Consider the following 26,329-nt stretch of genomic DNA (forward strand, 5'->3'; position numbering starts at 1 on the left):
CACTGTTTTACCAGCTTCGCCCGGTCGTCTCGCAGGCAAGTCCCATGCTACGCCCGGCCGGTGCCGGCATCGGGTGAGTGAGCGGGTGAGCTGTAGCAGCCCTCAGTGGTGGAATCCGGTGGCGTCGCCGGCGGTGTGCAGCGGTCCGGGCTGGGCCTCCAGCTCGGGCAGCAGCCGGCGCAGGTCGGCGAGCAGCAGGTCGGCCAGGTCGTGGGTGAAGCCGTTGCGGACCACGACCCGCAGCACGGCGAGATCGGTGCGGTCGGCGGGGAAGGTGTACGCCGGGACCAGCCAGCCGCGTTCGCGCAGCCGCCGGGACACGTCGAACACGTTGAACGCCTCGACGTCGGCGTTCGTGGTGAACGCGAACACCGGCAGCTGGTCACCGCGGGTCAGCAGCCGGAACGGGCCCATGGCGGCGATCTCGCCGGAGAGGTGGAGGGCCACGTCGCGGGACGCCTGCTGGACGGCGCGGAAGCCGGCGCGGCCGAGGCGGAAGAAGGTGTAGTACTGCGCGACGACCTCCGCGCCCGGCCGGGAGAAGTTCAGCGCGAACGTCGGCATGCTGCCGCCGAGGTAGTTGACGTTGAAGATGAGCTCCTCCGGCAGGGCGTCGCGGTCGCGCCAGAGGACCCAGCCGACACCGGGGTACACCAGGCCGTACTTGTGTCCCGAGGTGTTGATGGAGGCGACCCGCCCGAGCCGGAAGTCCCACTCCAGGTCCGGGTCCAGGAACGGTGCGATCATCGCCCCCGAGGCGCCGTCGACGTGCACCGGGATGTCCCAGCCGGTGCGCCGCTGCAGCGCGTCGAGCGCCGCCGCGATCTCGGCGACCGGCTCGTAGCTGCCGTCGAACGTCGAGCCGAGGACCGCGACCACGCCGATGGTGTTCTCGTCGCAGTGCGCCACCGCCTCCTGCGCGGTCAGGTGCAGCCGGTCGCCCTCCATCGGCACCAGCCGGGGCTCGACCTCCCAGTAGTTGCAGAACTTCTCCCAGCAGACCTGCACGTTGATGCCCATCACGAGGTTGGGCCGCCGGACCTCGCCGGCCGCGCGCCCGGCCGACCAGCGCCGCTTCAGGGCCAGGCCGGCGAGCATGCACGCCTCGCTGGACCCGGTCGTCGAGCAGCCGACCACGCCGGCCGGGTCCGGGGCGTGCCACAGGTCGGCGAGGATGTTGACGCAGCGCCGCTCGAACTCGGCGGTCTGCGGATACTCGTCCTTGTCGATCATGTTCTTGTCGACGCACTCGGTCATCAGGCGGACCGCCTGCGGCTCCATCCAGGTCGTCACGAACGTGGCGAGGTTCAGCCGGGCGTTGCCGTCGAGCATGAGCTCGTCGTGCACGAGCTGCCAGGCGGTGTCGGCGGGCACCGGATCCTCGGCCAGCGCGTCGCTGGGACCGGTCACCTGCTCGGCCAGCGCCGGGTTGGCGACCGTCGCGAACGGGTTGCCGTCCGCGACCTGCGGCCGCCGTGGCGAGCCTGCCCTGTGCAGCACCATCGTCGTTCCCTCCTGCCGGCGGCGGCACCGTCCGCACCGGGAGCCCGCCTACCCGCTGACGGGGCCGCGACACGGGGCTGTCGAGGACCACACGGCACGGTTTGCGGGTCCGTCCGGCGGGTAGCCCGCGACCGGCGTACCCGCGAGGGGAGTGACCGGAGATGACAACCCGCACGCTGCCCGATCTGTTCACCTGGCTGGAGCACGCGCGCCTCGCCGGCGACGTGCACTACGACGAGCGGCAACGCTCCTGGCTGGTGCTCGGGCACCCCGAGGTCACGGCGGTGCTCGGAGACCCGCACCGGTTCTCCTCCGACCTGGGCGACCTGCTGCCCCGCCAGGAGGACCTGGAGCTGTTCCGGCGCGGCAACTTCGTCCAGATGGACCCGCCCCGCCACGACTCGCTGCGGCGGCTGGTGAGCCGGGCGTTCACGCCGCGGGTGGTGGCCGGCCTGGCCCCGCGCATCACCGCGGTCACCGAGGAGCTGCTCGGCGAGGTCGCCGATGCGCGGCGGTTCGACCTGGTCGACGACCTGGCGTACCCGCTGCCCGTCATCGTCATCGCCGAGCTGCTCGGCATCCCGGCGGAGGACCGGCCGGTGTTCCGGCGGTGGGCCGACGCGCTGTTCGAGCGGCCGGAGATCGGCCCCGACGATCCGCTGACCCGGATGATGGACGAGCAGCGGGTCCGCGCGGTCGCACCGGTGCTGCGGGAGATGAACGAGTACCTCCTGCGGCACGTGCGGGCGCGGCGCGCGGCCCCCGGCGACGACCTCACCAGCGGCCTGGTCCACGCGGAGGCCGACGGCGAGCAGCTCGACGACGAGGAGATCATCGGCTTCGTCGGGCTGCTGCTGCTCGCCGGGCACATCACGACGACGGCGACGCTGGGCAACACGGTCGCCACCCTCGACCAGCACCCGGACGCGGCGGCGCAGCTGCGGGCCGACCCGGCGCTCGTGCCGGACGCGATCGAGGAGGTGCTGCGCCTGCGCACCCCGTTCCCGCGCCTGGCCCGGCGGGCCACCGCCGACACCGCCGTCGGCGGGGTGACCGTGCCGGAGGGCGACGTCGTCGTCGCCTGGCTGGCCGCCGCCAACCGCGACGCCCGGGTCTTCGCCGACCCGGCGCGCTTCGACATCCGGCGCGACCCGAACCCGCACCTGACCTTCGGGCACGGCATCCACTTCTGCATCGGCGCGCCGCTGGCCCGGCTGGAGGCGCGGATCGCGATGGAGCTGCTGCTGCGGCGGTACCGGACGATCGCCGTCGACACCGGAGCGGCAATGTTCCGCAACCCGTGGGTGATGCTGTCCCCGACGAAGCTGCCGGTGGAGGTCACCCCCGCCTGAGCCCCAGGGCCGGTCAGTAACGCCTCAACGAGCCCAGCAGCGCGTCGATCTCCGGTTCGTACGTGACGTCCCCGGTCTCGGCCATGGCGTGGACGAACTGCCCGCCGCCGTCCTCGACGAGCGCCTCCCGCAGGTGCCGGGGCGGGGTGCCGTCGTCCTTCGGGAACACGTGGATCCAGTCGGTCGGCAGCCCGAGCAGCCGCCCGCCGGTCCGGGTCACCGCGTCCTGCGGGAAGGCGGTGTGCACGAGCGACGGTACGCTGCCCCGGTACACGCTGCCCGCCACGTACGGCCCGTCCAGCGGCGTCAGCCGCCGCAGGCGCAGCACCGCGAACGACAGGCCGAACTCCTGGTATGCGACCCAACCGGCCGGCGCGTCCAGGGCCAGGACCGGCCGGCCGTCCAGCCCGGCCAGCGTCCTCGTGCCGGCCGCCGCGCCGGGCTTACGCCCGCCCGGGGTGACGGTGGACAGGATCCGCTCGGCGAGCCCGGCCAGACCGTCCGGGTCGTCGGCGGCGTTCGGCGACACGAACAGCTGCACCCGCACGACGCTCTCGTTCCCGGCCCGCACGAACGCGTCCGCGATCGGCACGGCCTGGCGCGTCGTGTCCAGCGGCTGGAAACCGTAGGCCACCGCGTCGCCCGGGACCGGGATCGGGACGAGCCGCTGACCGGCGGGCAGCGGCCCGGACGCGGCCACCGCACCGACGGCCGCCCCGAGATCACCGGCCACCGTCCGGAACAGCTCGGTCGCCAGCAGCACCAGCCGTTCGCCGTCCACGTCGTACACCACCCGGGTCTCGGTCCGCGCCGACGCCGCCACCCCCATCAGCGACTGCGGCCGTGCCTCGACCCGGGCCCCGTCCGGCGGCGCGATTCCCAGCCGCCCGTCCAGCAGCGACAACTCCGGTCCCGCCACGAAGGCTCCGCCGACCCGCCCGAGTGCACCCACGGGTACCGAACCTAGTACCCGTCCCCCGTTCTAGGCGATCCGCTTCGTGCTCATCAGCGTCAGGGTGTCCACGACGCGGTTGGCGAAGCCCCACTCGTTGTCGTACCAGCCGACGACCTTGACGTGCCGGCCGTCGACCCTGGTCAGCGCCGAGTCGAAGATGCACGACGCCGGGTCGCCGACGATGTCCGCGCTGACGATGGGGTCCGTGCAGTATGACAGGACGCCCTTGAGCGGACCCTCGGCCGCCTTCCGGTAGGCGTCCAGCACGGCGTCGCGCGTCACCTCCGTCTCGACGGTCGCGTTGAGCTCGACCAGCGAGCCGACCGGGACCGGCACCCGGATCGAGTCGCCGGACAGCCGCCCGGCCAGGCCCGGCAGGACGAGCCCGATCGCCTTGGCGGCGCCGGTGGTGGTCGGCACGATGTTCACCCCGGCGGCCCGGGCCCGGCGTGGGTCCCGGTGCGGGCCGTCCTGGAGGTTCTGCTCCTGGGTGTAGGCGTGCACGGTGGTCATGAACCCGTGCTCGATCCCGGCCAGCCCGTCGAGCACGGCGGCGAGCGGCGCGAGGGCGTTGGTGGTGCAGGAGGCGTTCGACACGATCGTGTGGCGGTACGGGTCGTACGCCTCGGTGTTCACGCCGTACGCGAGCGTCACGTCGGCCCCGGCCGAGGGCGCGCCGACGAGCACCCGCTCGGCGCCGGCCTCGAGGTGCGCGCGGGCCGCGTCGGCGGCGGTGAACCGGCCGGTGGTCTCGAGCACGATGTCGACGCCCAGCTCGGCCCACGGCAGCTTGAGCGGCTCCCGCTCGGCGAGCGCGTGGATGCGCCGGCCGTCGACGAGCAGGTCGTCGCCGTCGACCGCGACGATGCGCCCGAAGCGCCCGAGCGTGGTGTCGTACTTCAGCAGCTGCGCCAACGCCGCCGGCGCGGCGAGATCGTTGACGGCGACGACCTCGAGGTCGCTGTCGCGTTCGACGATCGCGCGCAGCACGCCACGCCCGATGCGACCGAACCCGTTGATGGCAATTCGTCCTGTCATGTGCTAATCGTGCTGGTTTGCGAGGTCAGCCGACAGCGGATGGTTCGCCAGTCTCCGCAAGGATCCCGCCACCCGACCGCGCCGCCACCGAGCCGTTCGGGCGGGCGAACGTCTTGCGGTACTCGCTCGGCGAGGTGCCCAGAATCCGCTGGAAGTGCAGCCGCAGGTTGGACCCGGTCCCGAGCCCGACCCGCGCCGCGACCTGCTCCACCCCGAGCCCGCTGCGCTCCAGCAGCTCCCGCGCCCGGTCCACCCGCGCCCGCAGGATCCACTGCGTCGGCGTGTACCCGGTCTCCTCCACGAACCGCCGCGACAGCGTCCGCGCCGACACGTTCGCGTTGCGGGCCAGGTCCTCGAGCGCGAGCGGCTCGTCGAGCCGTTCGAGGGCCCACTGCCTGGTCGCCGCGAAGTGCTCGCCGACCGCCTCCGGCACGCTGCGCGGGATGTACTGCACCTGTCCCCCGCTGCGGTACGGTGCCGCCACGAGCCGCCGCGCCACGTGATTGGCCAGGGCGACCCCGTGGTCGCGGCGCACGAGGTGCAGGCACAGGTCGATCCCGCTGGCCGCCCCGGCCGAGGTGAGCACCTCCCCCTCGTCCACGAACAGCACGTCCTCGTCGACGAGGATCGCCGGATGGCGCCGGGCCAGCTCACGCGTGTAATGCCAGTGTGTGGTGGCCCGCTTGCCGTCCAGCAGCCCGGTCGCGGCGAGCGCGAACGCCCCGGTCGAGATCGCGGCGAGCCGGACCCCGCGCGCGTGGGCGGCGCGGAGCGCGGCGACGACCTCGGCCGGCGGCTCCTCGCGATCCGGGTTGCGGTACCCGGGGATGAACACGGTGTCGGCCGCGTCGAACGCGTCGAGCCCCTCGGCGACGTGGTACGCGAGCCCGTCCCCACCGGCCACGAGACCCGGCGCGGCCCCGCACACGTGCACCGCGTACGGCATGCTCGGCCGGTTGGTGAACACCTGCGCGGGAATGCCCACGTCGAGCGGCTTGGCCCCGTCGAGCACGAGCACCACGACTCGATGCACCCCGTCGGTCACGGCTGCCCCTCCTCTCACCCGTGCAGCGTCACATCGGCACGGGCCGCCCGGACAGTGGCGGGAAAGCCACGTACCACAAGTTTCTCGCCATCGCGCCGGTCACCGCCGGCGCACCGCGGCGGCGAGCGACGTCAGCGCGCGGGCGGCGGCCCGGCCCGGTCGCCCGTTGAACAGGTGCACGAGCGCGTCGACGGTGCCCAGGCGCAGGCGGCCGTCGGAGAAGATGGCGGCGCCGCGCAGCGGCAGCTCGTTGATGCCGTGCTCGTACATGGCGAGCGCGGCCGGGTCCGCCCGGACGTCGTCGTCGATCGGGGCCATCCGCCACAGGATCGCCTTGAGCAGCCGGCCGGGGCGGGTCGTGCCGACCTCGTCGAGGGTGGACTGGCGGGTGAAGGGGCGCACCGGCCGGGGCCGCGGGACCGGGTGCCCCAGCCGCCGCTCGAACTGCTCGTCGTCGGCGGCGACCAGAGGCGCGCCGACCGGCTCGGCGGCGGTGCTGACGCCGCCCTCCACCGCGATCGTGACCACGCCGACCACGTCCGCGCTGGACCGTGCCACCTCCAGGTCGTGGGCGCCCGGCGGGGTCCGCCAGCCGGCGACGCGTACGTCGTAGAACGCGAACGCCCTGGCCGCGACGGTGACGGTGACGGTCCGCCGCTCCCCCGGCTCCAGGTGGACCTTCGCGAACCCGGCGAGCTCGCGGCGGGGGCGGGCGACGACCCCGGTGCGGTCGTGCCGGTAGACCTGGACTACGTCGGCGCCCGGCCGCGCCCCCGTGTTGGTGACGGTCACGGTGACGGTGACGTCGTCACCGGCCTGGACGGTGGCGCGGTCCACGCCGATGCCGTCCCATTCGAAGGTGGTGTAGCTGAGCCCGTGCCCGAACGGGAACAGCGGCTCGCGCTGTGCGGTCGTGTGGAACCGGTAGCCGACGTACAGGCCTTCCCGGTACTCGACCTGGTGCGGGTCGCCGGGGAAGTACGGGTCCGCGGCGACGTCCTCCAGCGACGCCGGGAACGACTCGGCCAGCCTCCCGGATGGTTCGACGTCGCCGTAGAGCACGTCGGCGAGGGCCGCACCACCGGCCTGACCGCCGAGGTAGGACTCGACGATCGCCGCCGGGGCGTCCTTCCACGGCATGAGCACCGGCGCGCCGTTGGACAGCGCGACGACGGTGCGCGGGTTGGCCGCGCAGACGGCCGCGACGAGCTCGTCGTGCTGCGCGGGCAGCGCGAGGTCGGTGCGGTCGAACCCTTCGCTCTCCTTGGCCGGCGGCAGCCCGACCATGACGACGGCGACGTCGGCGGCGCGGGCGGCGGCGACGGCCTCGGCGATCAGGGCCGGGTCGGGGCGCGCGTGGACGGGGTCGTACCCGGGCGCGTAGGTGACGGTCACGCCGCGGCGGGTCAGCTCGTCCAGGGCGGTGCTGATCCGGGTCGGGGCGACCTGCGAGCTGCCGCTGCCCTGGTACCGGGGATGCTCCGCGAACGCGCCGATCAGCGCGACCGAGCGGCCGGGGGCCAGCGGCAGGACGCCGTCGTTGGTGAGCAACACTGTGCCTTCGGCGGCGGCGCGGCGGGCCAGGGCGTCGTGGTCGTCGACGGGGATCGCGGGACCCCGGGTGCGCGCCGACCTCGCCACCAGGTCGAGCACCCGCTGGGCGGACTCGGTGACCAGCTCGTCGGGGAGCCGCCCGGACGTGACCGCCTCCTCGACCTCACGGTCGAACAGGCCGTGGCTGCCGGGCATCTCCAGATCCATGCCGGCGGCGACGGCCGCGACCCGGTCGTTGGTGGCGGCCCAGTCGCTCACCACGAGGCCGTCGAAGCCCCACTCGTCGCGCAGGATGCCGGTGAGCAGGCGGTGGTGCTGGGTCGCCGGGTGGCCGTTGACGTTGTTGTACGCCGCCATGACCAGCCACGGCCGGCCGGTCTTCACCGCGTGCTCGAAGCCGGACAGGTACAGCTCGCGCAGGGTCCGCTCGTCGACGACCGCGTCGACGACGAACCGGTGGGACTCCTGGTTGTTGACCGCGAAGTGCTTGAGGCAGGCCCCGACCCCGTGCTGCTGCAGGCCGGTCACCATCGCCGCGGCGAGCCGGCCGCTGAGCAGCGGGTCCTCGGAGAAGTACTCGAAGTTGCGGCCGCACAGCGGGTGCCGCTTGATGTTCAGGCCGGGCCCGAGCACGACGTCGACGCCCAGGGCCCGCGCCTCGACGGCGAGGGCCTGCCCGATCCGCTCCGCCAGGTCCTCGTCCCAGGCGCTGGCGATGGTCACCGCCGTCGGGAAGCACGTGGACCGTTCGCTGCCGGTGACGCCGAGGTGGTCGCCGGCGTCGGCCTGGAACCGCAGGCCGTGCGGCCCGTCGCTCAGGACGGCGGCCGGCACGCCGGCCTCGGGCAGCGCCCGGGTCCGCCACACGTCACCGCCGGACAGCAGGCGGATCCGTTGCGCGAGGGTCAGCGCGGCGGCACGGGGCAGCGCGGTCATGGACGCTCCAGGCGGGGTCGTTCGAGCGGCGGGCGCGTCCAGCATGCCTTCCGCACGGCGCGGTGACCATGCGGGGCCTGACGCCCGCGGTGCCCGGCGCTGCCGGTCACCGCCGAAGCAGCCGGGCGATCCACTCGTCACGGGCCCGCACGGCCTGGCGGGCCATCGGCGACCGCGGGACGAGCTGGTCCCAGCCGTGCGTGCCGCCCGGCCACACGTGCAGCTCCGCGACGCCGCCGTCGGCCCAGATCCGGGTGGCGAAGGCGACGTCCTCGTCCCGGAAGACCTCGGCCGAGCCCACGTCGATGAACGTCGCCGGCAGGCCCGCGAGGCTGGTCGCGCGGCCGGGTGCCGCGTAGATCGACACGTCGCCGGTGGCCCGCCGGTCGCCGAGCAGGGCGGTCCAGCCGGTGCGGATGCTGACCCGGTCCCAGGCGCCGACGCCGTCGAACTGCCGCATCGACACCGTCTGGTCCCGGTCGTCGAGCATCGGGCAGATCAGCAGCTGCCCGAGCGGCGCCGGTCCCCCGCGGTCGCGGGCCAGCAGCGCCGTGCCGGCCGCCAGGCCACCTCCGGCGCTGGCCCCGACGAGCACGATGCGGTCCGGGTCGGCGCCGAGCTCGGCGGCGTGCCCGGCGACCCAGAGCAGCGCCGCGTAGCAGTCCTCCACCGGGACCGGGTCCGGGTGCTCGGGGGCGAGCCGGTAGTCGACGGTCACGGCCACCGCACCGTGCTCGACCACCCAGGGCAGCACGGCGGACATGCCGGCGAAGCGGTCGCCGAGCATCATGCCGCCGCCGTGGAAGTGCAGCACCACGGGTGCCGGTCCGTCCACAGTGGACCTGCTGAACACCGACACCTCCAGGGCCGCGCCCTGATAGCCGGCGATGGTCAGGTCCCGCCGCTCGACCGGGAACGCCGAGAGGTCCTCCGGGACCGCGCTCGCACGACGCCCGGCGATCTGGTCCGCGGTGACCGAGACCAGGGTGCCGTCGGCGCGCATCCGCTCGAGCACCGCGCCGACGGCCGGGTCGAACGGGGGGCGCACGATCGTCACCGGTCCGTCACCTCGGCGAACCTGCTGGTGATCCAGGCCGGGTCGGTGATCGCGGTGCCGACGACCACGGCGGCCGCGCCCGCGTCCAGGGCCTGCCGGACGTGCTCGGGCCGGTGGTAGCGCCCTTCGGCGACGACCGGCACGGACGGCACCTCGGCGGCCAGCTCGCGCACGAGGGCGAGGTCGGGCCCGCCGTCCTGCCTGCTGTACGGGGTGTACCCCGACAGCGTGGTGGCGATGAGGTCCGCGCCGCAGGCGGCCGCCGCGACCCCTTCGGCCACTGTGGACACGTCGGCCATGACGAGCCCGCCGGCGTCGTGCACCGCCCGGACGGTGTCGCGCAGGGACGCGCCGTCCGGCCGGGGCCGGGCCGTGGCGTCGGTGGCCACGACGTCCGCCCCGGCGGCCAGCACCTCCAGGGCGTCGGCGACGGTCGGGGTGATGAACACGCCGCTGCCGCCGCGCTTCGTCAGCCCGATGACCGGCACCGTGACGGCGTCGGCGACGGCACGGACATCGGCCAGGCCACCGACCCCGCCGCACCGCACGGCGGTGGCGCCGCCGAGCACGGCGGCCTCGGCGAGGCGGCGGATCGTGGCCGTGTCCCGCAACGGATGCGTGGGCCCGGCCTGGCACGAGACGACGAGTCCGCCGCGGATCGCCGTCATGAATTCGGTGAGGTACACACTTGCTCCTGTACGGATGGCGAAAGGTTCAGCGGGGCGCGGCGGCGGCGGTGCGGGCCAGGTGCGCCGCCCCCAGCAGCACGGTGTCGGCACCGGTGGCCGGCACCAGGACGGGCACGGACCGCAGCGGCGGGAGCGCCTCCTCGCGGAACGCCTCGCCGACGGCGCCGCTGAACTCGGCGACGTTGAGCGCGACCCCGCCCCCGAGGGTCACCGCGTCGACGTCCACGGCGGCGACCAGGCCGGCCAGGGCACGGCCGAGCAGGCGTCCCGCGCCGCGGACCACGATGTCCGCGACCCGGTCGCCCGCACGCAGCCGTGCCACGACCTCGGTGAGCGGCAGCACGTCGACGCCGAGGTGCCGTGCGTACACCGCGGCGATCGCCGGGCCCGCGACCGCCGCCTCGAGATGGTCCATGCGCCCGCAGCCGCACGGGATCGCGCCGCGCACGGGGACAAGCAGATGCGCCAGCTCGCCGGTGCTGGCGTGCGGGCCCGCCACCGCGGCACCGTGCCGCAGCAGGGCGCCGCCGACACCGGTGCCGATCGAGACGTGCAGGACGTCCCGGAACGGCGCGACCGCCGGGTCCCGCGCCACGCCCATCGCGGCGACGCGCACGTCGTTGGCGACGGTGGTCCGCAGGCCCGTGCGGGCGGTCAGCTCGGCGCTCACCGCGGTCCCGGCCCAGCCGGGCACGATGTCGGTGGCCGAGCGGACCGTCCCGGTCGCCGGGTCGATGACGCCGGGGGCGCCGACGCCGGCGGCGCCCACCTCGACCCCCCACCGCTCGGCGTGCCCGCGCATCTCCCGGACGAGCCGCGCCGTGGCGTCGAGGATCGCCGGGCCGCCGCTCGGTGTGCCGGCCTGGGTGCGTTCCAGGACCCGGTCGGTGTCCTCGACCAGCCCCGCCGCGATCTTCGTGCCGCCGATGTCGACCGCGATCCACGCGCGGCGCCGGTCAGTGGTGCCCTCGGTCACAGCAGCCCCGTCGCCACCAGCGTGCGCCGCACGGCGTCGATCTCGGCGTCGTCGAGCTGGATCTGCGGCGGCGCGGTGACCGCGTGGTCGATGACGCCGCGCAGCCGCAGGGCCGCCTTGAACGCGCCCAGCGCCGAGGATCCGCGGCCCATCCGCGCCGGCGAGCCCACGTGCACGATCCGCATCAGCCGCAGCAGCCGCTCCTGCTCGCGGGCGGCGAGGTCCCACTCGCCGGCCACCGCGTGCCGGTAGAGCGTCGCGTACCCGTGCGGATCGACGTTGCCGAGGCCCGGCACCACCCCGTCGGCGCCCATCCGCAGCGCGTTGTCGACGGTCAGCTCCGAGCCGGTGAGCACGCTGAACGTGGACAGCCCGGCGTCGTCGCGCGCGGCGAGCAGGTCCCGCAGCCCGGCGTCGTCGCCGGTGGAGTCCTTGAGCCCGGCGAGGACCCCGTCGGCGGCGAGCCGCAGGAGCATCTGCGGGTCGAGCCGGGTGTGCACCGACACCGGCAGGTCGTAGGCGTACACCGGCGTCTGGCACTGCTCGGCGACGCGCCGCAGGTGCAGCTCGACCTCCGCCGGGTGGGTCCGGGTGTAGAACGGCGCGGTGACGACGATGCCGGCGCAGCCGGCGCGCACGGCCCGGTGCGCGTGGTCGAGCACCCGCAGGGTCGTCATGTCGATGACCCCCACCAGCACCGGCACCTGCCCGGCGACGTGCCGCACGACCGCGTCGACGACCGTGGCGCGGTGCCGGTCCGGCAGGAACGCCACCTCGCTGGAGGAGCCGAGCACGAACAGCCCGTCCACGCCGCCGGCCAGCTGGAAGTCGACCAGGCGCAGCAGCGACGCGACGTCCACCTCCAGGTCCGGGGTGAGCGGGGTGCACACCGGCGGCACCACGCCGGTCAGCCCCCGGGGCCCCGCGGATCCCGCGGTGGCCGCCGCGGCGGTCGTGGAGGTGATGGTGCTGGTCATACGTGCTCCTCAGTGGATCGGCCGGCATCGTCCGCCGAGCCGGCGGCGCGGTGCAGATCCGAGTAATCGGTGACAGGGTGGTAGCAGCGGAACCGCTGGGCCGGGTCGGCGCTGTCCTCGGCGTACGGCGGCATCGCAGTGGCGCACGTGTCGGTGGCGCGCCAGCACCGGGTTCGGAACGGGCAGCCCGACGGCGGGCGCACCGCGGACGGGACCGGGCCGGTCAGCGGGATCGGACGCATCGGTCGCAGCAGTCCGGGTGTGGCTGAGAACAGCGCCTGCGTGTACGGGTGGCGCCCCCGCTCGATGCGCGCGACCGGCAGCTCCTCGACCACGCGGCCGAGGTACATGGTGACGATCCGGTCCGACACGCGCCGGACCGTCTGCAGGTCGTGCGACACGAACACCATGGCGAGCCCGAGCCGCTCGCGCAGGTCCATGAGCAGGTTGAGGATCTGCGCCCGCACCGACACGTCCAGCGCGGAGGTCGGCTCGTCGGCGACGAGCAGCGCCGGCTCCAGGGCGAGCGCCCGGGCGATCGCCACCCGCTGCCGCTGCCCGCCGGACAGGTGAGCGGGCAGCGCGTCGCGCGCCGAGGACGGCAGGCCGACGAGGTGCAGCAGCTCCCCGACGCGCTGCTGCCGTTCCCGCGGGCTGCGCCACCGCTGCACGTCCAGCGGATCGGCGATGATCCGCTCGACGGGCAGGCGGCGGTTGAGCGACGTCGACGGGTCCTGGAAGACCATGCCGACGGTCCGGCCGATGTGCCGGCGACGCTCGGTGGTGCCCAGCCGCCAGATGTCGCGGCCGCCGAGCAGGACCGTGCCCGCGGTCGGCCGCTGCAGGCCGACGAGGACCTTCACCAGGGTCGACTTGCCGCAGCCGGACTCGCCGACGACGCCGACCGTCTCGCCGGGCGCGACGGTGACGTCCGCGCCGGTGAGGGCGTGCACGCGGTCGCGGTTGAGCAGCGAGCCGCCGGGCGCCCGGTGCTCGACGCTGACCTCACGCAGCTCCGCCAGGCTCCCCGGGTTCACGGGGGACGGTGCGGTCATTGGACAGCCACCTTCACATCGTTGTCGTGTGGTGCCGGGTGGTGGCAGGCCGCCAGGTGACCGTTGAGCTCGGCGAGCACCGGGCGCTGCCGGTCGCAGCGTTCGGTCGCGCTCGGGCAACGGTCGGCGAACCGGCAGCCGGCCGGGAAGTCGGCGGGTGAGGGCACCGTGCCGCTGATCTGCACCAGCCGCGCCGCCTGCGACTCCAGTGACAGCACCGAGCCCAGCAGCCCACGGGTGTAGTGGTGGGCCGGCGCGGCCAGGACGGCCGCGGTGGCGCCGTGCTCGACGATGTGCCCGCCGTACATCACCGCGATCCGGTCGCAGACGTCGCTGACCAGTGCCAGGTCGTGGGAGACGAGGACGAGCGCGAAGCCGAGCTCGGCACGCAGCCGCAGCAGCAGCTCGATGACCTGCGCCTGGACGGTGACGTCCAGCGCGGTGGTCGGCTCGTCCGCGACGACCAGCTTCGGGTCGCGGGCCAGCGCCATCGCGATGACGACGCGTTGCCGCTGCCCGCCGGACAGCTCGTGCGGGTAGGACGACAGGGTCCGGTCGGGGTCCAGCCCGACGAGCGTCATCAGCTCGGCCGCCGTGCGGGTGCCGCCGCGGCGGATGATCTGCTTGAGCTGCGCCCGGACGGTCATCGACGGGTTGAGCGCCGAGAGCGCGTCCTGGTAGATCATCGCGACCTGCCGGCCCGTCACGGCCCGCCGGGCGGCGCCGCGCAGGGTGAGCAGGTCGGTGCCGGCGAAGTCGACGGTGCCGCCGATCCGGGCACCGCGCGGCTGCAGGCCCATCAGCGTCAGCGCGGTGAGTGACTTGCCGCAACCGGACTCGCCGATGAGTCCGAGCACCTCGCCGGGGCGCACGTCGAAGCTCACCCCGTCGACGATGTCGACGCCGTCGTGGCTGCCGGGGAAGCCGACGCGGAGGTCCCGCACGGACAGCACCGGCGCCGCGGTGACGGGCGGGCGGGCCGCGGCGGCGATCCGGGCCGCCGCCTCGGCCAGGCCCGGCAGGGTGACCGGCGTGCGGTCCGCGACCGCCTTGTCCAGCGGCTCGCCGGAGCCGCGGCGGCGCCGGCCGGCCGGTGCCGCCCAGGCGTCGGAGATGCCCTCCGCCAGGATGTTCAGGCTGAGCACGGTGAGCAGGATCAGCAGGCCGGGGAAGAAGGTCGCCCACCAGCCCTTGCTGGCCAGCAGCTGCTGCCCGTAGGCGATGACGCTGCCCCAGGACGACGGGCCCGCCTCCGGCTGGAGACCGCCGCCGATGAACGACAGCGACGCCTCGAAGACGATCGCGTTGGCCACCATGATCGTGGCGTACACCAGGATCGGCGCCGCGCAGTTGCGGGCGACGTGCCGCACGACGATGTGCCAGCGCCCGGCGCCGATCACGCGCTCGGCGGCGACGTAGTCCTCGTGGTACTGGGCGGCGACGTTGGCCCGGACCAGCCGCGCGATCTGCGGGGTGAAGACGAACCCGATGGCGCCGACGAGGACCGGGAGGCTGTCGTTGCCGTACGCGACGACCAGGATCGCGGCGAGCACGATGGTGGGGAACGCCATCACGACGTCCAGGACCCGCATGATGATCTCGTCGACGGCGCGCCGGCTGGTGGCCGCGACCGCGCCGAGGACCGCCCCGGCGAGCAATGCCAGCCCGGCGGAGCAGAAGCCGACGATCAGTGAGCGCCGGGTGCCGGCGACCAGGCGGGAGAAGATGTCCCGGCCGAGCCGGTCGACGCCGAACCAGAAGTCGCCGTTCGGGCCGGTCGACGGCGCGGCGAGGGCGACCTGCGTGGGGTCGTGCCGGACGAGCCAGGGCGCGGCGACCCCGACCGCGACGACCACCAGCAGCAGCCCGAGGCAGATCCTGGCCGGCAGCGGCAGCCGGCGGACGCCGGCGCCGGCGGCGTGAACGACCCGCGCGATCATGCGTGCGCTCCTCGGAGTCGGGGGTTCGCCGCCAGGTACAGCAGGTCGACGACGAGGTTCACGATGACGAAGCCGAGCGCGATGACGATCACCAGTCCTCGGGCCAGCCCGATGTCGTTCTGCTGCACGGCGCTCATGATCTGCGTGCCCATGCCGGGCAGCGTGAAGATGGCCTCGATGATGATCGCGCCACCGATCAGGTAGCCGACCTGCAGGCCGAGGACGGTCATCGGGGTCAGCAGGGCGTTGCGCAGCACGTTGCGGCCGACCACCACGATCGGTGGCAGACCGGCACCGATCGCGGTGCGCACGTAGTCCTTGTCGAGCTCCTCCACCATCGAGGTGCGCACGACCCGGGCCAGCGCGCATCCGACCGGCACGGCGAGTGCGACGGCGGGCAGGATCATGTGCTGCAGCCAGCCGCTGAACGACTCGGACGGTGGCACGTAGTGCCCGCTCGGCAGCGATCCGCCGCCGATCGTCGACAGCTGCTGGATGAGCAGGATCGCCAGCCAGAACGACGGGATGGAGATGCCCGCCATCGACAGCAGCCGGGTGAGCTGGTCGGGCCAGCGGTCCCGGTAGAGCGCTCCGGTCAGTCCGAGCGCGAGGGCCACCACGATCGCGCCGAGGACGCCGAGGAAGGTCAGCTGCAACGTGACCGGCAGCGCCTCGGAGATCACCGAGCTGATCGGCACGTTGAGGGAGAAGGTGTTGCCGAGGTCGCCCTGCAGCAGCGACCACAGGTAGTCCACGTAGCGCACGAGCAGCGGCCGGTCCAGGCCGTTGGCCTTGTTGAACGCGTCGATCTGCTCTGCCGTCGCCTGGTTGCCCAGCACGGAGATCGCCGCGTTGTTCGGTGACAGCGCCATGACGAGAAAGATGAACAGGATGATGCCGAGCATCAGCGGGACGAGCGCCGAGAGCCGGCGCAGGACGATGCCGAGGATTGCGTTCACCCGCCGCTCCTTCCGTTGTCGGGGTGCGCCGCCGGAGTCACGGCCGGACCGGGATCACGGGTCCGGCCGGCGTCCGGCGGCATTCGCTCAAACCTCAGGGGGCGAGGCTTCACGCCCGCGACGTGTTGAGGAAGTACAGGCCGGTGGTCGAGGCGCCCTGGAAGTTCTTGAGCTTCTTGGGGTCGTGCGCGGTCACCATCTTGACGTGGAACACCGGGTACAGCGGGACCTCCTCGGCGATGATGTCCAGCGCCTGTTTCCAGATCGCCTTCTGCTCGGCGCCGGAGGCCTTCGCGGCCGACTCGATGAGCTGCGCGCACTGCTTGGCCTGGTCGTTGGTCCAGCGGTGCCGGTCCTTGGTCCACGTCTGGTTGAGATAGAACCAGCGCAGCAGCAGGTCCACGTCCGGGCCGAAGGTCGTCGGGTCGCCTGAGGCGGCGAGGACCCGGAAGTTCGGGCCCGGCACGACGGTGCCGTAGATCGCCGAGGACGGCATGGTGTTGAGCGTGGCGTTCACCCCGATCGCCTTCCAGGCGTCGATGACGATGGGGGCGCTGTCCTTGATGAACGCGGCGTCGGTGGTGTGCAGCTCGAATGACAGGTTGCTCGCGCCCGCCGCGGCGAGGAGGCTCTTGGCCTTGTCCGGGTCGTAGTTGTAGACGGTGCCGGCCTGCTGGTAGCCGGCGTTGCCCGCGTCGAGGTAGCTCGTCGCCGCCGTGCCGTAGCCCTGCAGCGCCGTCTTGATGACCTTGTCCTTGTCGATGGCGTAGTGCAGCGCCTGGCGCACCCGCTTGTCACTGAAGGGCGCGGCCGTGCAGTTGAACATCAGGAACATGTGGTTGAAGGCCTGCTTCTCCTCGACCTTGCGGTCGCCGCCGCTGAGCGCCTTGACGTCGAGGTAGGGCACGGCCTCGATCGCCTGGGAGGAGCCACCCCGCAGGTCGTTGAGCCGGGCGGTGCCGTCCGAGCTGGTCCGCAGCGTGATCTTCTCGACCTTCGCCGGGCGCGAGCCGTTGTAGGCGGCGTTGATGCCCATCACGACGCCGGCGGTGGCGTTGGCGCTGACCACGGTGAACGGGCCGGAGCCGATCGGCGCGGTGTCGAACGCCTTGGACGCCGCAGCGTCGCCGGTCTTCGCCTTCGGCACGATCTTGATGACCGCGATCCGCTGCGGGAACAGGCTGAACGGGTGCTTGAGGGTGAACTCCGCGGTGCGCGGGTCCTTCGCGGTGACCTTGTCGAGGAAGGTGATGAAGCCCGCCATGAGCGCCTTGTTGGCCGGGTCCATCGCCCGCTGGAACGACCACGCCACGTCCTCGGCGGTCACCGGGGTGCCGTCGGAGAACTTCGCGCCCTCCCGCAGGGTCACGGTCCAGGTCAGGCCGTCGGCGCTGGGCGTCGGCTGCGCGCCCGCGAGAGCCAGGTAGGGCTCGCGCGTGATCGGGTCGAGGTCGATCAGCGCCTCGAAGACGTGCTGGTTCACGGCCGTGGCGACCGCGCTGGAGGCGTTCATCGGGTCGAACGCGCTGGACAGGGTGAAGGCCAGAGTGGCCTCGATCGTCTTGCCGGCCGGGCCGCTGTCGGCGCCGCTCGTGGTGCCGCTGTCACCGTCGCCGTCGCCGCAGGCGCCGAGGCCGGCGGTGATGGCGGTCGCCGCGCCGAGGATGCCCGTGTACCGCAGAAGGTCGCGCCTGGACACGCCTTCGAAGCTGTTCTTCATGCCTACTCCCGAGGTTGTAAGACATCGTATGTCTGATCAATGTAGGCGGTACGCTAGAAGCCTGACAGGGCTGAGTCAAGGCCGTGGCGAGAACCATCTGTAACGGATGCGCAACATCGATTCCGGCGACCCGCCGGCATGGGCACACACCGCCCGTCCATCCGGGCGACCCCCGCCGAAGCCGCAACATGCCTGCTGGCGGCGTGCGTGGTCGACCCGCGCCCCGGCCCGCCGGCGGGCACGACAGCACCGCGTGACGCCGCCGTCGAACGGAGCATTCGTCACGCTGCGTATTCATGCTCTCGGACCATAGCGCGCACCGAGACCGCCGCAGTACCGGCGCAGTACCGGCGCAGTACCGGCGCAGTACCGGCGCGAGGACCGCCGGGCCCGGCCGACGGGGGTCAGCCGGTGTCGGCGGCGGTGATCCGCCGGCGGACCGGCGCGTAGTGCTGCACCACGGCGGCGGCGAACGCGTCCACGTCGCGCCGGCGGGCCGCCTCCACCATGGCCCGGTGCGCGGCCAGGGCCTCGGCGTCCTCCTGCGGGCTGGACATGCCCAGATACGGCGCCACGATGGCGTGCACGTCCCAGAAGGCGGTGGTGAGCTGGCTGACGAGATGGTTACCCAACGGCTCCATGAGGAGCCGATGGAACTGGCGGTCGGCCTCGACCTGCGGCGCGCTACCGGGCGCACAGCGCTCCAGCTCCGACGCCGCACGCTCGAGGCTGGCCACGTGCGCCTCGTCGAGCCGCTCGATGATCCGGGCCGCCATGCCCTCCTCGAACAGCTGCCGGACGTCCACGAGGTCCCGCAGGGCCCGCACGTCGTCCCCGGGACTGAGCAGGCCCCGGAAGGTAAGGCTCTCCACCAGGGAAGACAGCGACAACCGGCCGACGAAGGTGCCCGATCCGTGGCGGACCTCGACGATGTCGAGCGCGGCGAGCGTCTTGATCGCCTCGCGCAGGCTCGACCTGCTGGCGTTGAGCGCGTCGCACAGCTCCGCCTCGGTCGGCAGGGAATCACCCGGCCGGAGCCGGTTGTCGATGATGTACGTCTTGATGCGGTCCGTCACCGCTTGCCGTAGCAAGGTGCGGTCCGGCCGGACCGGCTTGATGTCCGCGCGCATGAACTGACCCTCCCTACCCCCACCCGAGGGCACTCTCGTCATGACATCAGACATCATACGCCTGACATCCGGAAGGATTTGGACGAGAGATTTCGCACGCCTGCGGCGCGCCGACACCGGTCTCACCATGTACGCGCAGTGACGGATGTCTGATGTCCGACGCTTGGTAGCATAGCCAGCACCCCTGGCAGCGAACGATCGGAAACGCCATGCGCACGGACATCAAGCCGGCCCGCGCCAGCCGCGCGCTGCTGCGGCACGCGGTCACCGAGCAGATCAAGGCGTACATCATCGAGAACCGGCTCAAGCCCGGCGACTCCCTGCCGACCGAGGCGGAGCTGTGCGACGCGCTCAACGCCAGCCGGTCCAGCCTGCGCGAGGCGATCAAGACCCTGGCCGCACTGGACATCGTCGAGGTCCGCCACGGCTTCGGCATGTTCGTCGGCCGGTTGTCGCTGTCCTCCCTGGTGGAGAGCCTCACCTTCCGGGGCCTGCTGAGCCCCGAGGACGACTTCCGGGTCCTGCTCGACCTGGTGGAGATCCGCCAGCTGTTCGAGGAGGGCATGGCGGCCCGGATCATCGAGCGGCTCGACGACGGGCAGCTGTCCAAGCTGGACGAGGTCGTCGACCAGCTCGGGGGGTGCACCACCGACGAGGCGCTCGTGGAGACCGACCGCGCGTTTCACGACCTGCTCATGCAGCCGCTGGGCAACCAGCTGATCACCCAGCTCAACGGTGCGTTCTGGGACGTCTACGCGATCGTCGCGCCGTATCTGGGCATCGCCAACGGCGAGGCGAAGACCGACACCGTCGAGTTGCACCGGGCCATGGTCGAGGCGGTCCGCGAGCGCGACGCGGCGGCCTTCGCCGCCGCCGTGGTGGCGCACTACGCCCCGGTCCGCCAGCGGATCGCCGCCGCCACGCGGACGGCGGAGCACGCCCAGCCCTGACCCACCACCGACCGGAAAGGCCGCTGGATCCATCCGGCGGCCTTTTCGGCATCCAGGCGTCACCTCGCCACCTCGCTGCCTGACCTCCCTTGACGGGGTATCCACGCCACCCTATGGTCATCGGACATCGTATGTCCGATGACCTCAACCCCCGTGGTCATGCATCCGAAGGAGCCGATGTGCCACATCCGAGAGCTTTGATCCGAGCCGCGACGGCGGTGATCGCGGCGCTGACCTTCACCGCCGTGCTGCCGACCTCCGCCCAGGCCGCCGCCCCCGCCGGCGTCACCGCCGTGCCCGGCGCCGACTGCGCCGCCGGCCGGTTGACGCTGAACCTCGTCAACAGCAGCACCGCCGCACAGACGTACACGGTCACCTGGCCGGGGCGGTCCGGCTCGCCGTGGACGCGCACCGTCCCCGCCGGTGGCTCCTTCCTGCACTACTGGACCCTCACCCCCGGCACCGCGTACAACCTGCGCACCACCACCCCGACCGGGCTGGACACCACGGCCGCCGGAATCTTCCACTGCGGCACCGGCATGTCCGCGCTGGCCAGCATGGACTGCACCGCCGGCCGGCTCCAACTCACGCTGGAGAACCGCACGAGCGCCGCGACGACGTTCACCACCACGTGGCCGGGGCGGACCGGCTCCCCGTGGACCACGACGGTGGCGGCGGGCGGCAACGCGCAGCTGTACTGGACCGTCCCGGCCGGCACCGCGTACACGCTGCGCACGACCGCCGCCGGATTCGACCTGACGAACCAGGGCACCGCCACCTGCGGCCTGGCCGACGGCACCCCCAAGATGAACGCCGTCACGGTGCTGACGACCCAGAGCGTGATCCGCGGCCTCAACGGACCGAACGGCGCCTACGACGGCACCGTCGCCTCCGTCCGGATCCCCGGCATGGCCGTGACGAACAACGGCACCGTGATCGCCGTCGCCGACGCCCGCGTCAACGGCAGCTACGACCTCGGCGGCGGCGACAACAACATCCAGATCGCCATGATGCGCAGCACCGACGGCGGCGCGAGCTTCGAGCAGCCGCGCATCATCCACCACGCGGCGACCGTCAGCGAGGGGGTCGGCGACCCCAGCGTGCTGGTCGACCGCACCACCGGAGCCGTCTACGTCTTCTTCACCTACTCCCCGCGGCCCGGGATCAGCTACTGGTCGGCCGGCTCGGGCGTCAACTCCGCCACCGACCCCAACAGCCTGCACCTGCGCTACATCAAGAGCACCGATAACGGCGCGACGTGGAGCGCATCGGTCGAACTCAACCCGCAGGCGAAGGACCCGGCCTGGAAGCAGGTGTTCTTCTCCTCCGGCCACGGCATCCAGACCAGCTCAGGACGGCTGATCCAGCCCATCTCCTACCGTGACGCGAACGGCGTCAGCAACGCCGGCAACGTGTACAGCGACGACCACGGCGCGACATGGCGGCGGGGCGGCTCGGCCGGCGCCGCCATCAACGAGAGCAAGGCCGTCGAGCGCGGCACCGGCGCCGTGGTGCAGAACATGCGCCACGACAGCGTCCGCAGCCGCTACTACTCCACGTCCACCGACGGCGGTGTCACCTTCGGTGCCGCGACGGCGAGCAGCCTGCTGCCCGACCCTGGCTGCAACGCCGACGAGATGAGCTACCTGCGCCCCTCCGACGTCGGGTCGAACGGCGCGCCGGCCCGCACCAGCACCGTGCTGTTCAGCAACAACGCGAGCTCGAGCGCCCGAAACAACCTCACCGTGCGGCTGTCCACCGACAACGGGGCGACCTGGCCGACCCGGGCACTGCTCAAGCCCGGCGCCGCCGGGTACTCCACGATGGCGGTGCTGGGCAACGGGCAGGTCGCGGACCTGTACGAGATCGGCAACACCGGCGGCATCATCTTCACCCGGTTCTCCCTGGACTGGGTGCGCGGCGCCTGACCCACCGACTGACACCGCGGCGGGCACGTCCGACCTGGACGTGCCCGCCGCGCCGGCCAGCTACCGTAGGCGCACGGCGTAGGTCAGGTGCGTCGCCCTCGGGGACTGCTCCGAGCGGACCTGCTCCAGGGCCACGCGGGCCGCGTCCACGCCCTCGAACAGGCGGATCCCGGAGCCGAACAGCACGGGCGACAACGCGATCGAGCACTCGTCGACCAGGCCGGCGTTCACGTACTGCAGGATCGTCTCGGCACCGCCGGCGATGCGGACGTCGCGGTCACCGGCGGCCTCGCGGGCCTGGTCGAGCGCGGACTCGATGCCGTCGTTGACGAAGTGGAACGTGGTCCCGCCCGGCCGCTCCCAGGGGTCACGCTTCTCGTGCGTCACGACGAAGACCGGCGTGTGGAACGGCGCCTCCTCCGGCCACATCTGCTCGCCGGCGTCGAACATGCGCTTGCCCATCACGCTCGCGCCGGTGCGCTCGAACGTCTCCCGCACGATGTCGTTGTCGCGGCCCTCCTCGCCGCCCTCGCCCAGGTGGAGGTTCTCCCGGAAGAACCGCTGCGGGAAGATCCACCGCTGCAGCTCCATCCACTGCCGCCCCATCAGCTCCCCGGCGGACGCGGGCGCGACGAACCCGTCCAGCGACATCGACACGCTGAAGAACACCTTCCCGGCCATCAGCTCCCGGCTCCCTTCCGGACGAGCTCGGTGACATAGGCAGCAAGGTTGCCCAGGGTCTGCCGGCCGCCCTCGATCGCGTGGTACTTCTCGACCGCCTCGTCGCGCAGTTCCTTCGTGGGGAACACCGTGCGCATCTCGATCCGGGTCGCCGCGCCGTCCGGCTCGAACGTCAGGACCGACTCGAAGGCGTTCGGGTCGTCGCGGGACTCACCGTGCAGCATCGCGATCCGCTCCGGTGGGACGATCCCGGTCCAGGTGATCCACTCGGCGTAGTCGGTCCCGTCCGGCCCGTGCATCACGAAGTCCCAGACCCCGCCCTCGTGAAACTCGAAGGACCGCGTGGTGGTGGTGAACCCGTCCGGCCCCCACCACCGCGACAGGTGCCGGACCTCTGTGAACGCCTCGAACACCAGCTCCCGCGGGGCGTCGATGACCCTGGAGATCACGACCTCCCGGTCGGATGTCGCTTTTTGCCCTGCCACTGCCATCGATCAATCCCCTTGCCGTGTCTGCTTGAGCTCCTGCACGTAGGTGTCGAGCCGGTCGAAGCTCTCGTTCCAGAACCGCTCGAACCCGCCGACCCACTCGTGGATCGGCCGCAGCCCGCGGGCGTCCAGGCCGTAGAGGCGCTGCTTGCCCACCTCACGAACCCGCACCAGCCCGACCTCCCGGAGCACCCGCAGGTGCTTGGACGCCCCCGGCTGGCTCATCCCCAGCTCCCGGGCCAGGTCGGTCACCGGCCGCTCACCCGCCCGCAGCAGCGCCAGGATGTCCCGGCGCTGCGGCTCGGCGATCGCGTTGAACGCGTCCGACGTCGTCGCTGCTCGTGCCACGGCGTAATCATATTCCGATAACGGCATGCGTCAAGTCCGGCCGCTGCCCTGCCCGGCCGGGGCCGCGCAGGGCAGCGGGGAATCAGGGGCGGCCGAGCACCAGGGAGGTGGCCTCGTCCGGGACCACGTCGGCGGGCAGCGGCGTGATACGGCGGACCGCGCCGTCGAGGCCGAGCAGGACCACGCCGTCGGGGCGGGCCACGGCCAGCTCGTCAGCGCCCGTCCAGTACACCGTGCGCGCGTCGTCGTGCAGGGTGAGCGTGGGCTGCCGGGTCGACAGGTCGATCACCGCGGCCTGTCCGCCCTGGGCGACGACGACGAACCTGCCGTCCGGCGACCACGAACGGCGGCCCGGGACGGCGCCCGGCACGGTGTCGCCGACGCGGGCGCCGGTCGCCACCGAGTACACGGCCGTGCCGTCGTCGATGAGCTTCTGGGTCAGCTCGGTGCCGTTGGATCGCCAGCCGGGCGCGCACTGCTCCAGGCACACGATGTTGGGGCCGACCTTCTTCGCGGTGGCCGCGGCAACGTCGGCGACCACCATCTGGATGCTGTCCGGTTCGGTGCCGTTCGTCGCGTACACCAGCTGCGTGCCGTCCGGGGACCAGTCCGGTGTGGCGCTGACGATCTTCGGCCCGGTGACCCAGCGGACCTTGCCGGTGCCGACGTTCAGGATGCCCACGGACTGGCCGTCGACCACGGCGGCGAGGTCGCCGGACGGTGCCGGACGGACGGTGCCGTACTGGACGGTGCGGTAGCTGCCCTTGCTCCGGTTCAGGACCAGGATGCCGTTGTGCACCGGCGCGGCCACGATGACGAGACCACCGCCGACGTCCACCGGGCCGGCGGAGAACGCCGGTGTCGGGCCCGGCGTGGGCGGGGCGCTGGGTGACGCCGGTCGGGAAGCCGGCTGGGTCGTCGGCTGCGCCGGCGCCGAGCTGGCGACCGCGCCGGGCGTGACGGGTGCCGCCGTGTCGTCGGGCAGCACGGCGTAGGGGATCGCGAGCGCGCCGACCGCCGCCACCCCGGCCATCCCGACCAGCGCGCGGCGCCGCCACAGCAGCCGGCGGTACCGGCGCACGGCCGGTCCGGCGAGGTCGACCGGCTTGGCCTCGTCCACCAGATCCTCGAGCGCACCCCGCAGCGCGGTGTCGAATGGACTGTTCACAGCGGTACTCCATTCAGGGCCGGGAAACTGGCGGCGGCGCCGCGCAGCTTGGACAATGCCCGCGACGTCAAGCTGGCGACGGTGCCGGTCGAGCAGCCGAGCAGGTCGGCGACCTGCTGCTCCGTCATGTCGTCGAGGTAGCGCAGCACGATGACCGCCCGTTGCCGCGGGGTCAGCACCCGCAGGGCCTCGCGGAGCACCAGCCGCAGGTCGGAGCGCTCGCTCGGGTCGGCGATGATCTCCTCGGGCGGCGTGGCCATCAGCGTCTCGGGCCGGCGGCTGCGGTGCCGCCACACGGAGACCCAGTCGCGGTACACGATGCGCTTGACGTAAGGCTCGGGGTGGTCGTTGATGCTCGACCACTTCATGAGCGCCTTGGCCAGCGCACCCTGCAGTAGATCCTCGGCGGTGTGTTGCGCACCGGTCAGCGCGTACGCGAACCGGAACAGCGCGTGACTTCGTTGCTCCACGAACTCGGTGAACTCGTACTTGGTCACTGCATCCACGTAGTGCACCTCCGCCGCTACATACGCCGCGCACCGGCGGAACCTTGCCGCTCCCGGCGACAATTTTCCGCCCGTCCGGGGCCGGGCGGCCGGTCGCCGGCGTCCGAACAGCGCGGCCGGTTCGCCGATCCGTCGGCGCGGTCCGCCGGCCGTGTCCGTTGCCCGGCGGGATCTATCTGTCCGCGTATCGCTTCCGTACGCTGAGCAACATGTCGGCGCCGCGGTTGCTCTCGTTCGTGCGAGGCGCGCCGTCCCTGGATCTCATCGACGTCGACGGGCTCAAGGCGGCCGCGGTGCGGGCGTTCGAGATGGACCCGGCCGGCATGACCGCGTATGGGACCTCTACCGGCTACCTTCCGCTGCGCCAGTGGATCGCCCGGCAGCACGGCGTCCCGCCCGGCCAGGTCCTCGTCACCAACGGTTCGCTGCAGGCCGACTCGCTGCTGTTCGAGCATCTGGTCCGTCCCGGCGACGACGTCGTGGTGGAGAAGCCGACCTACGACCGGGTGCTGCTGCGGCTGCGCGGGCTCGGCGCCAAGGTGCATCAGGTCACGCTCGACCGGGACGGCCTCGACGTCGACGAGCTGCGCCACCTGCTCGACGGAGGGTTGCGGCCGAGGCTCGTGTACGTCATTCCGACCTTCCAGAACCCGTCGGGCATGACGCTGTCAGAGCCGCGCCGAGCAGCCCTGGTGGAGCTCGCGGCCGAGTTCGGGTTCACCGTCGTCGAGGACGACCCGTACGCGCGGCTCCGGTTCCGGGGTGCACCGCTGCCCGATCTGCTGTCGCGGGACACGGCGGGCGTCGTCGTGCACGTCGGCTCGTTCACGAAGACGGTCTGTCCCGGTGTCCGGGTCGGCTACCTGATCGGTCCGGAAGACCTGGTCGCGGCGATCGCACGCCGTGCCACGAACCAGTACCTGTCGCCGAGCATGGTGTCGCAGGGCATCGTGCACCAGTTCTGCGCCAACGGTGACCTCGACCGGTCGGTTGAGGTCGTGCGTACCGCGCTGCGGCAGCGGGCGGCGACCCTTACCTCATCGCTGCACAAGCTCATCCCCGAGGCAAGGTTCACCGAGCCCGACGGGGGCTACTTCATGTGGGTGGAGCTGCCCGACGGCATCGACGCCGGCAGGCTCTGGCAGGAAGGGCAGCGGCACGGGGTCGCGTTCGTCAGGGGCACCGACTTCCTCCTGGACGGCGGCGAGAACGCGGTGCGCCTGGCGTTCTCATCAATCCTGGACGAAGACATCGACGATGCGGTCCGCCGCTTGGCGGACGCCATCACCGAGGTGCGGACACCAGGCGCCATCACGCGCACGCCCGAGGCCGGCCGCACGTTCCAGCACCGACCGGCGTCGATCGACCCGCCGG

The 26,329-nt window shown here is 72.7% G+C and carries 22 protein-coding genes and 1 pseudogene; 4 read left to right on the plus strand and 19 right to left on the minus strand.

Annotation, left to right across the window (positions count from 1 at the left end; translation table 11 throughout):
• Positions 1-102 precede the first annotated feature (102 nt).
• A complete protein-coding gene (locus AB0I21_RS22715) occupies positions 103-1,503 on the minus strand; it encodes a glutamate decarboxylase (RefSeq protein WP_360563885.1) in 1,401 nt (466 codons plus the stop codon).
• Between the two features lie 161 nt (positions 1,504-1,664).
• On the opposite strand from AB0I21_RS22715, the gene AB0I21_RS22720 reads away from it, so the two are divergent.
• Entirely contained in the window at positions 1,665-2,855 is a 1,191-nt protein-coding gene (locus tag AB0I21_RS22720; protein WP_360563887.1) for a cytochrome P450, read from the plus strand.
• A 13-nt stretch (positions 2,856-2,868) separates the two neighbouring features.
• Here AB0I21_RS22720 and AB0I21_RS22725 read toward each other — a convergent pair whose 3' ends face one another.
• The 13 genes from AB0I21_RS22725 to AB0I21_RS22785 form a co-directional block, all read right to left on the minus strand.
• The gene (locus tag AB0I21_RS22725; RefSeq protein WP_360563889.1) at positions 2,869-3,807 is read right to left on the minus strand and encodes a hypothetical protein; all 939 of its coding nucleotides are present in this window, start codon (positions 3,805-3,807) and stop codon (positions 2,869-2,871) included.
• 30 nt (positions 3,808-3,837) lie between these two features.
• On the minus strand, positions 3,838-4,848 hold the full coding sequence (gene gap, locus AB0I21_RS22730; protein WP_360563891.1) for a type I glyceraldehyde-3-phosphate dehydrogenase: 1,011 nt from the start codon (positions 4,846-4,848) through the stop codon (positions 3,838-3,840).
• 25 nt (positions 4,849-4,873) lie between these two features.
• The gene (locus AB0I21_RS22735; protein WP_360563893.1) at positions 4,874-5,893 is read right to left on the minus strand and encodes a helix-turn-helix domain-containing protein; all 1,020 of its coding nucleotides are present in this window, start codon (positions 5,891-5,893) and stop codon (positions 4,874-4,876) included.
• A 99-nt stretch (positions 5,894-5,992) separates the two neighbouring features.
• The gene (locus AB0I21_RS22740; protein ID WP_360563895.1) at positions 5,993-8,383 is read right to left on the minus strand and encodes a glycoside hydrolase family 3 C-terminal domain-containing protein; all 2,391 of its coding nucleotides are present in this window, start codon (positions 8,381-8,383) and stop codon (positions 5,993-5,995) included.
• A 106-nt stretch (positions 8,384-8,489) separates the two neighbouring features.
• Entirely contained in the window at positions 8,490-9,440 is a 951-nt protein-coding gene (locus tag AB0I21_RS22745; RefSeq protein ID WP_360563897.1) for an alpha/beta hydrolase, read from the minus strand.
• Entirely contained in the window at positions 9,437-10,126 is a 690-nt protein-coding gene (locus tag AB0I21_RS22750; protein ID WP_360563898.1) for an N-acetylmannosamine-6-phosphate 2-epimerase, read from the minus strand. Before AB0I21_RS22750 ends, AB0I21_RS22745 begins: the two co-directional genes overlap by 4 nt.
• A gap of 28 nt (positions 10,127-10,154) precedes the next feature.
• The gene (locus AB0I21_RS22755; RefSeq protein WP_360563900.1) at positions 10,155-11,105 is read right to left on the minus strand and encodes an ROK family protein; all 951 of its coding nucleotides are present in this window, start codon (positions 11,103-11,105) and stop codon (positions 10,155-10,157) included.
• Entirely contained in the window at positions 11,102-12,082 is a 981-nt protein-coding gene (locus AB0I21_RS22760) for a dihydrodipicolinate synthase family protein (RefSeq protein WP_360563901.1), read from the minus strand. Before AB0I21_RS22760 ends, AB0I21_RS22755 begins: the two co-directional genes overlap by 4 nt.
• Entirely contained in the window at positions 12,079-13,137 is a 1,059-nt protein-coding gene (locus tag AB0I21_RS22765; protein WP_360563903.1) for an ABC transporter ATP-binding protein, read from the minus strand. Before AB0I21_RS22765 ends, AB0I21_RS22760 begins: the two co-directional genes overlap by 4 nt.
• The gene (locus AB0I21_RS22770) at positions 13,134-15,077 is read right to left on the minus strand and encodes a dipeptide/oligopeptide/nickel ABC transporter permease/ATP-binding protein (RefSeq protein WP_360563905.1); all 1,944 of its coding nucleotides are present in this window, start codon (positions 15,075-15,077) and stop codon (positions 13,134-13,136) included. The genes AB0I21_RS22765 and AB0I21_RS22770 overlap by 4 nt, the downstream gene beginning before the upstream one ends.
• Positions 15,074-16,036, minus strand: coding sequence for an ABC transporter permease (locus AB0I21_RS22775; protein ID WP_360563907.1), 963 nt, complete (start codon positions 16,034-16,036; stop codon positions 15,074-15,076). The genes AB0I21_RS22770 and AB0I21_RS22775 overlap by 4 nt, the downstream gene beginning before the upstream one ends.
• A gap of 109 nt (positions 16,037-16,145) precedes the next feature.
• On the minus strand, positions 16,146-17,756 hold the full coding sequence (locus AB0I21_RS22780) for an ABC transporter substrate-binding protein (protein WP_360563908.1): 1,611 nt from the start codon (positions 17,754-17,756) through the stop codon (positions 16,146-16,148).
• Positions 17,757-18,160: 404 nt separating this feature from the next.
• Positions 18,161-18,886 carry a FadR/GntR family transcriptional regulator gene (locus AB0I21_RS22785; protein WP_360563910.1) on the minus strand — a complete coding sequence of 242 codons (726 nt, stop codon included), beginning with the start codon at positions 18,884-18,886 and terminating at the stop codon, positions 18,161-18,163.
• A gap of 209 nt (positions 18,887-19,095) precedes the next feature.
• On the opposite strand from AB0I21_RS22785, the gene AB0I21_RS22790 reads away from it, so the two are divergent.
• Positions 19,096-19,836 (plus strand): FCD domain-containing protein, encoded by a 741-nt coding sequence (locus tag AB0I21_RS22790; RefSeq protein ID WP_360563912.1) that lies wholly within the window; start codon positions 19,096-19,098, stop codon positions 19,834-19,836.
• A gap of 179 nt (positions 19,837-20,015) precedes the next feature.
• Positions 20,016-21,764, plus strand: coding sequence for an exo-alpha-sialidase (locus tag AB0I21_RS22795; protein WP_360563914.1), 1,749 nt, complete (start codon positions 20,016-20,018; stop codon positions 21,762-21,764).
• A 60-nt stretch (positions 21,765-21,824) separates the two neighbouring features.
• Here AB0I21_RS22795 and AB0I21_RS22800 read toward each other — a convergent pair whose 3' ends face one another.
• The 5 genes from AB0I21_RS22800 to AB0I21_RS22820 form a co-directional block, all read right to left on the minus strand.
• The gene (locus tag AB0I21_RS22800; protein ID WP_360563916.1) at positions 21,825-22,445 is read right to left on the minus strand and encodes a dihydrofolate reductase family protein; all 621 of its coding nucleotides are present in this window, start codon (positions 22,443-22,445) and stop codon (positions 21,825-21,827) included.
• Positions 22,445-22,936, minus strand: a complete 492-nt coding sequence (locus tag AB0I21_RS22805; RefSeq protein ID WP_360563918.1) for an SRPBCC family protein — start codon at positions 22,934-22,936, stop codon at positions 22,445-22,447. The genes AB0I21_RS22800 and AB0I21_RS22805 overlap by 1 nt, the downstream gene beginning before the upstream one ends.
• Positions 22,937-22,939: 3 nt before the next feature.
• Positions 22,940-23,281, minus strand: a complete 342-nt coding sequence (locus AB0I21_RS22810) for a metalloregulator ArsR/SmtB family transcription factor (RefSeq protein ID WP_360563920.1) — start codon at positions 23,279-23,281, stop codon at positions 22,940-22,942.
• Positions 23,282-23,363: 82 nt separating this feature from the next.
• Entirely contained in the window at positions 23,364-24,449 is a 1,086-nt protein-coding gene (locus AB0I21_RS22815; RefSeq protein WP_360563922.1) for a hypothetical protein, read from the minus strand.
• Positions 24,446-24,955, minus strand: a complete 510-nt coding sequence (locus AB0I21_RS22820) for a SigE family RNA polymerase sigma factor (protein WP_360563924.1) — start codon at positions 24,953-24,955, stop codon at positions 24,446-24,448. Before AB0I21_RS22820 ends, AB0I21_RS22815 begins: the two co-directional genes overlap by 4 nt.
• A 209-nt stretch (positions 24,956-25,164) precedes the next feature.
• Between AB0I21_RS22820 and AB0I21_RS22825 the strand changes: the two are divergent.
• Positions 25,165-26,253 (plus strand): annotated as a pseudogene (locus tag AB0I21_RS22825) (PLP-dependent aminotransferase family protein); the annotation flags it as partial.
• Between the last annotated feature and the right edge of the window lie 76 nt (positions 26,254-26,329).

The organism is Dactylosporangium sp. NPDC050588, from assembly GCF_040654975.1.
GTDB lineage: Bacteria > Actinomycetota > Actinomycetes > Mycobacteriales > Micromonosporaceae > Dactylosporangium > Dactylosporangium maewongense.